Source organism: uncultured Methanobrevibacter sp. (assembly GCF_902774605.1).
GTDB lineage: Archaea > Methanobacteriota > Methanobacteria > Methanobacteriales > Methanobacteriaceae > Methanocatella.
In genome coordinates, this window is the sequence record NZ_CACYJE010000080.1 from 1 (window position 1) to 5,757 (window position 5,757).

Below are 5,757 nucleotides of genomic sequence, written 5' to 3' on the forward strand. Positions count from 1 at the left end.
TGAAAACGAGGGCAATGAGTATGGGCTGCTCTTCACTGACATGGATGAGTTCAGGAAATCATTCAGCGATGAGCAGTGCGAATCCCATGAGTATGATTTCGAACTCTATCAGAAAATCATTGAAATGGGATTGCTTGACGGGTTCTTAATCAATCCGGAAAGCGAATGCTTCATCCTTAAAAAGGAACTCTTCGAGGAAATCAAGGAACTGCCCGAACACAGCTACATTGATGAAGACGCATACTCGTCCGCTGAGCTCAAGGAACTATATGACAATCTGGACAATCATGAATTGGAGGAATTCCTGAATGACCCATCAAACATCGGCAAGTATGAGGAACTCTTCGCCCTGATTTCCACATCCACAATGCTGACGCTGATGCTTTCGGAAAATGACCTGTCAGAGCATATGGAGGATGGCGTTGCCAACATGCTTGAAACGGGACCCCTGGGATTCCTTTACCTGGATGAGGTTGGCGGCCAGTACGCAACGCTATACACCTCCACGGACAAGATGGATGTCATAGAAACGGAATTCAACAAGTACTCGCAGATCGTTAACGTTTCCCTTATGGTGAATTTCATCCTGAATGACGATATGGATGGAATCATCATAAACCCCCGCATGGACAATATCATATTGAGCCGGGAGACGCTGCTTGAGTACTCTGGAGCGTTAGAAAAAGTGTGCAATGATTCACGATTGAACGGTGCAATATTCCACCTGTTCGAAATGGGTTGATTATTTAAGTTTTTTAAGTATGGTTAATCCATCTTCGGTGATCTGGTATATCCTGCCCTTTCGAACATGCTCGTTCTTGCACTCGACAAGATTCCTCTCCTTGAGGTCATGGAGTGCATTGGAGACTTGCGTGGTTCTTATGCCGGTTCTTCGGGATATTTCGGTTGGCATTAGGAAGTCTGTTTCTAGCGCTCTTAGTGTATTGTATCTTGTCTGGGATACCTTGATGAAACCTATCAAATCCCATATTTCGTCTTCTGTAAGTTTTCCTTCCATATTGTTAATCTTTATTTAACTTAAAAGACATTCTTGTTTATGGGATTATTAAGTTATTGTTAATTGATGTTTTACACTTATACATTTTTATTAACAACTTTTATATACTGAATGCAATTAAATTATTTATAGGATTTTAAATCAAAATTAAGAAAAGGGATTTATATGATTGAAACATATGCAACAAACAATTACTTGAAAACACGATTACATGAAATAGAAAAGCACCTCGGCGATGACGGAGAGATTCCCGGGGATGTCATCATAGATTTCGTGAATGAACTGAACGTATCAACACTCATGATACCTGGAATCATCAATGGTGATGATTTGGATTTTGAAGTTCTTGCAAGCGAGGATGATGATATGAATGTAATAGCCCTATTCACTGACAGCGAGGAATTCCAGGCTTACTATCCAAGCGGCACCGAGTACGGCCCAGTGGCCAATGACATAGGATTCTACATTGACCTGGTTAGGGAATATGGCCTGGAAGGCGTCATCCTTAACCCTGCAAGCAGCGAATTTTTCCTTGAAAGGGACCTGCTTCTGGAATTGCCCCTCAACACTAAAATCGAAAACAAGGATGATTTCAAGGGGTACGGTGGTGAAGAATTATATGAGATATCCAAATCCATCAATAACGACTCATTGATTGAGTTCATGAGAAGCGACAATGACAGTTTCGAGGAATTGATGCTTGAATTGTCCAAATCAACACTCCTAAACCTTGTCGTCAGCAATGAGGACCTCACCGGATATGCCCGGGGCAATGTGATTTCAAGAAGCGATGCCGGGGATTTCTCAATCTGCGCTACAGGCGATGAGGACAATGACTTTGGAGTGGTGTTCACCGGCACTGATGCAATCAGGCAAAGCCTTGATGATGGGGATGGGATGAACCATTACTATCAGGTGACTCTTCTAGACGATTTGATTGAATTCATTTTGCTTAGCGACATGGATGGAATAATCATCAATCCGGGCCTCGATGACTATCTGATTTCAAGGGAGTACCTGCTTCAGGCATATCTTGGATTGACATATGATAATCCTAGTTTTAAAAATGCTGCGGATTATGCGTTCATATTGTAATCACAAGTTATATTACCTGATGAATGCAATAATATTATATAATGATTGAATGGACAGTTTGCAGCAATTGCGGAAAAATACTTGACAGTTCCCAAACCATATGCTCATCATGCAATGGCAGTGTCAGCAAGACTGACATGACATACCTCAACAGTCAGCTGAGCGACTTAATGTTCGTAGTCAACACCTTGAATATCTTCAAGCCCCTCTGCGATTCAATGAGCGATTTGGATGTGTCATTGGAAAGCATGATTTATGATGACCTTTTCAAGTGGTTCGCCTATCTTGGATTGGGGGATGATGTCATCACGGACAATGAATTGGAGTTCATAAACACATTGCTGAACTCCAGCTATGACAGGAATGATCTTTTACAGCTCACTGATTTGAAGCTTGACGAGGATGTTCCATTGTCATTCAAATGCCTGGGAGAGCTTGACGGCTTTGCAAAATCATATGACATGCACCGTGTAAACACCACCAGGGACCTTTTTGAATGCTATAAATTGTTCGCCAAGTTCTTCATAACCGTGGACAATGAGCTTAACGGTGATGTGCTTGACCAGTGCAACGCTTACCTGAACTATCTCAGTCAAAACATTGACCTCAGCGAGGATGACCTGACACCAACAAGGATAAGGACACTGGATGAAACCCCAGATGATGAGGAGGAGGTTTCAAAAAAGACTTTAGAGGATTACCTGGATGAATTGAACAGTCTCATCGGTTTGGGAAACGTCAAGAAGGATGTTAACTCACTTATAAACCTAGTGCAGATTAGAAAGATCAGGCAGTCAAGGGGTATAAAGCAGCCTCCAATGAGCCTTCACATGGTGTTCAGCGGAAACCCCGGCACCGGAAAGACCACTGTGGCACGCTTGCTGGCAAAGATATATCATGAGATTGGAGTCCTGAGCAAGGGGCACCTGATAGAAACCGACCGGTCAGGACTGGTCGGGGGATATGTCGGCCAGACCGCAATCAAAACCCGTGAAGTCATAGGCCAAGCAATGGGTGGGATACTGTTCATTGATGAGGCATACAGTCTAGCCTCCCAAAGCGAGAACGATTACGGTCAGGAGGCCATCAACACTCTGCTCAAGGCGATGGAGGATAATCGTGATGACCTTATAGTGATTGTGGCGGGCTACACAGAACTGATGGATCAGTTCCTGCATTCAAACCCCGGCCTTGAGTCACGCTTCAACAAGTTCCTGCACTTCAAGGACTATGATGCCGGTGAGCTGTACGAGATTTTCATGCTCATGGCCGGTGAAGCCAACCTGGATGTTGATGAATCCGGAAAGGATTACCTGACAAAATACTTCGACAGCCTGGTTGACAACAAGCCCTCCAATTTCGCCAACGGCCGTGCAGTGAGAAACCTATTCGAGGAGGTTTTAACAGCACAGGCGAATCGCCTGGCGCCGCAAGAAGAGATTACTGATGAAGAGTTGAACACACTTACCTATGAGGATTTCCTGGTTGATGAAGATGAAGACTAAAACATGCGCCAAATGCGGAAAAATAATGGATGAGAACATTAAGTACTGTCAGAACTGCGGAAGCAGCGAGTTTATAGGAACAGAAGTGGTCAAGGCAAGGCAATCCAAGCCGTCAATTGTTCACAGTCTCCTGTACTGGGAGTATGACGGCTATTACATGCTTGCGAAATCCAAAATACTATCCATAATCATATTCCTGATACTCTCGACAGTGTCAATAATGGGCAACGTGTTCGGAGTGGTGTTCCTTTCACTGATAATATCAATAATCATCTTTTTAATCGGCTACATCATACACAAGATCATTTCACACCCATCCAAGGTTCAATTGGAATACAGTGACAATGGCGTCCTGGTTGACCTGAGCCATTTCTTCCTGTTCTGGCAGAACAAGAAAACCGGAGAGTACGTACTGTCCAAAACCAAGATAATATGCCATATACTGTTCATACTCTTTGCGGCATGGGGGTCCACATTGAACCCGCCTAGCTTCTTTGCAATACTGCTTTTCGGAGGAGTCTTTGAGATAATCGCATTCATCATAGGAAGCGGTATCCATAAGCTGACCAATCCATATCCGGTAAACACTAAAAAGACCTTGCCTAAAAAGAAAAAGGAGCTGCCTAAAACAGAACCTGCACCTCCAAAGCCTGAAGTCAAGGATGAGAGCGTCATTCCTGAGTATGAGGGTTACAAAAATCACATCAATGAGCTGCGCGAGGAGTATGCCCTGAAGGACAAGCATGCCCGTGAACTGATTGAGAAACGCTTTGAGCCACCTCAATTGACACACACTCGTTTCATAGGCGTTGTTGACAAGTCCAATGAATTGTTCAAAAAGCAATGCGAATCAGCACTGACAATGATTGACCTGGCCAGTGAACACTCAGCGAAAATTGAAAACGAGATTAAAACCAGGATTAAAGTGCTTGAAAACATTTCCGCAAAGCTGGATGACTTGACAAACGAGCTTGTAATCAACATGAGCGATGATAATGACGAGGATATCCATAATCTCTTTGATGAAATGTCCGACCTTGTCAAGTCAGTCAAGGACTATGAATAGTCATCAGACGCTCTTGCAAAAAGCATATTATACTATTAATCAAATAAATTAAGGCAATGTTGGATTGGCAGTACAGTAACTATAAGGGCATCAACCCCGAATCACGGAAGCATTTCCCATTCACCACGCCCCGCAGGGGACAGTTGGAAACCATTTCCGAAATAATCGATGCCATAGCTAAGGGGTATAAGTACATTGTTTTGGAGGCCGGTACGGGAACCGGCAAGTCAGCAATAGCTGCCAGCCTAGCCGACATGGCTGATTCATCATACATACTCACCATCACCAAGCAACTGCAGGACCAGTACCTGAAGGACTTCCCAAACTTCAAGCTGGTGAAGGGCAGGTCCAACTTCCAGTGCAAGAACTACCTCAAGGATAACGTTCACCAGTCCTGCGATGAGGGAAAATGCATTGTGGAGGGAGCGGACTGCGAATACTCCATCAAGAACGAGAACCCGCCAACATGCCCATATTACCGGCAGAAGTACGAGGCATTGAATTCACGCAATGTCATAGCCAATTACCATTACATGTTCCTGGAGCTTAACTATGTTGAGGATTTCACAAGGCGAAGCCTCATGATATGCGATGAGGCCCATAACCTGGAATCAATGCTCATGAGCCAATTGAAGCTTGAGTTTTCAAAAAAGGACCTTAAGGAGTACATCAAATACGATTTGAGTGATGATGTAATCGAGGACTTGAACAATGTATCATATGCTGACTGGCTGGCCTTCATTGAGGACATCAAATCATCATACATCAAGGAATTGGCCAAGATAGAAAACATTGAAAAGCCAGGGTTGCTTGAAAAGATTTCAGCCCTCAGGCGCAAGATCAATGACTGCAATCGCTTTACTGAAAACATCACTTATGACCCGGAAAGCTGGATTATCGATTATGATGAGGAGTATGATGTATTGGAGTTCAAGCCGGTCAAGGTGGACAATTACGCTGTGAATACATTGTTCGAGTATTGTGACGTGTGCCTTTTCATGAGCGCCACTATACTTGACTATGAGCTCTTCGCAAAATGGCTTGGAATACCCTCCGGTGACATATATGCGATA

General features: G+C 43.7%; 6 protein-coding genes. 5 read left to right on the top strand and 1 reads right to left on the bottom strand.

Annotated features, from left to right (window positions below):
* The coding region (locus QZU77_RS10215; protein WP_295603769.1) for a hypothetical protein at positions 1-742 on the top strand (742 nt) is incomplete at its 5' end.
* Here the strand turns inward: QZU77_RS10215 and QZU77_RS10875 are convergent.
* Entirely contained in the window at positions 743-1,018 is a 276-nt protein-coding gene (locus QZU77_RS10875) for a helix-turn-helix domain-containing protein (protein WP_366208877.1), read from the bottom strand.
* A 165-nt stretch (positions 1,019-1,183) separates the two neighbouring features.
* Between QZU77_RS10875 and QZU77_RS10225 the strand changes: the two genes are divergently transcribed.
* From QZU77_RS10225 to QZU77_RS10240, 4 genes are all read left to right on the top strand, one after another.
* Positions 1,184-2,113 (top strand): hypothetical protein, encoded by a 930-nt coding sequence (locus QZU77_RS10225; RefSeq protein ID WP_295603773.1) that lies wholly within the window; start codon positions 1,184-1,186, stop codon positions 2,111-2,113.
* Between the two features lie 41 nt (positions 2,114-2,154).
* Positions 2,155-3,618 carry an AAA family ATPase gene (locus QZU77_RS10230; protein WP_295603775.1) on the top strand — a complete coding sequence of 488 codons (1,464 nt, stop codon included), beginning with the start codon at positions 2,155-2,157 and terminating at the stop codon, positions 3,616-3,618.
* Positions 3,608-4,684, top strand: a complete 1,077-nt coding sequence (locus QZU77_RS10235; RefSeq protein WP_295603778.1) for a zinc ribbon domain-containing protein — start codon at positions 3,608-3,610, stop codon at positions 4,682-4,684. The genes QZU77_RS10230 and QZU77_RS10235 overlap by 11 nt, the downstream gene beginning before the upstream one ends.
* Positions 4,685-4,740: 56 nt before the next feature.
* Positions 4,741-5,757, top strand: a 1,017-nt coding sequence (locus QZU77_RS10240; protein ID WP_295603781.1) for a DEAD/DEAH box helicase family protein, incomplete at its 3' end; no start/stop codon positions are given.